The organism is Variovorax sp. P4_D9 (assembly GCF_056401695.1).
In genome coordinates this window covers 1-976 of record NZ_JBFUIU010001575.1, presented here as the reverse complement: position 1 = coordinate 976, position 976 = coordinate 1, and the positions used below count along the sequence as shown (strand labels likewise).

General features: G+C 66.2%; 1 protein-coding gene and 1 pseudogene. Both read right to left on the bottom strand.

The window, feature by feature from the left end:
- Nucleotides 1-508, bottom strand: a pseudogene (locus AC1DY5_RS57005) (glycosyltransferase); the annotation flags it as partial.
- A gap of 2 nt (nt 509-510) precedes the next feature.
- Nucleotides 511-976: YhbY family RNA-binding protein (locus tag AC1DY5_RS57000; protein WP_478122936.1), on the bottom strand; the 466-nt coding region annotated here is incomplete at its 5' end.

The following is a 976-nucleotide window of genomic DNA, read 5'->3' as shown; positions in this document are numbered from 1 at the left end:
GCTCATTGCGGTAGTCGGCCTGCACCTTGTCCATGTTCTGGCGGAAGTTCGCCAGCACGTCGGGATGGGCGCCGATTTCGAAACGGTACACCGACGAGTTGCCGGTGATGCGACGACGCCGCCAGGGCCGCTCATAGTCGTGGATGATCAGGAACTGGCCCGGTTGCTCGAAGAAGTCGTCCAGGGGGCCCACCACCACGACGTCGAGGTCGATGAACAGCGCCGTGCCGCGCAGGCCGTACAGGTCGGATTCGAAGGTGGTCAGCTTCTTCCAGGCCCGGTCCGGCTGTCCCGGGGCCAGTTCCAGGTCCAGCGGCGGGATCGGAAAGCAGCTGACTTCGCTGCGTATGCCCTTGGGGTCGTCGGTCAGGCAGACGAAGCTGAAGTCGCCGGTGAGATGGCGCCGCACCATCGCGTAGAGGCGGTTGACGTAGTCGGGGCCGTACTTGGTGCCCCATTTCATGCACAGGATGTGTCGCTGGGGCTTGCCCGCGGTCTGGCTCGACATCCTCAGTCTGCCTGGTTCCGTTTCTTGGCCGAGAGCGGCCGCTTGGCCTTGGCGCGCTTGATCGTGCCGCCGGGCGTCAGCCGCTGGTTGCCGAGCACCCGCAGGGTCTTGATCTCCGGACGCTGGCCGGCGCGCTTGCTGTACTTGATCACCTTGACGTCGCGCGGCCCGGGCATGCGGTCCTCGTCGACCGTGCGCTCCTTTTCGGGGATCGGCCGCCACAGCACCAGCAGCTTGCCGATGTGCTGGATCGGCGCGGCGTCCAGTTCGTCAGACATCGTCTTGAGCATGACCTCGCGGGCGGCGCGGTCGTCGGAGAACACGCGCACCTTGATCAGGCCGTGGGCCTTGAGCGCGGCATCGGCCTCCTTGAGGACGGCAGCGGTCAGCCCGTCGCCGCCGATCATGACGATCGGATCCAGATGGTGCGCTTCGGAGCGACGCACCTTGCGCTGCGCAGGGGTAAGT